The sequence below is a fragment of the Chryseobacterium sp. SIMBA_028 genome, assembly GCF_046535285.1.
In the GTDB taxonomy this organism is placed as follows: Bacteria; Bacteroidota; Bacteroidia; order Flavobacteriales; family Weeksellaceae; genus Chryseobacterium.
Window position 1 is genome coordinate 1 of record NZ_JAWRWZ010000061.1, and the last position, 421, is coordinate 421.

Consider the following 421-nt stretch of genomic DNA (forward strand, 5'->3'; position numbering starts at 1 on the left):
GCTCTATTGCTGATAAAATGGTATATTATAAAAAACCTCTGCCAAGATCTGGCAGAGGTTAATATTATTAATTTCTTTAAGAAATTTATCTAAATGTAATTAAAGAGATTCGAATCTGATACTAGAATTGATAGACAAATGAATTAACATTCATTCCCGCTCCTACAGATGCAAATAAAAGAATATCTCCTTTTTTGATTTCATGAGCCGGTAATTCTCCGTCCAGAATCATTTTAAGAAGCGTTGGAATAGTAGCTACACTGCTGTTTCCTAATTTACTAATCACCATTGGCATAATATTTTCCGGCATTGGCAGATCATACAGCTGATAGAAACGTTTTACAATAGCCTCATCCATTTTCTCATTAGCCTGATGGATAATGATCTTACTCAGCTGATCAATGGTATATCCGCTTTCATC

1 protein-coding gene is annotated in these 421 nt (G+C 33.7%); it reads right to left on the minus strand.

The genetic code is table 11. The features are described from left to right. Positions 1-121: 121 nt before the first annotated feature. The coding region (locus tag SCA31_RS22535; RefSeq protein WP_410699283.1) for a 3-oxoacyl-[acyl-carrier-protein] synthase III C-terminal domain-containing protein at positions 122-421 on the minus strand (300 nt) is incomplete at its 5' end.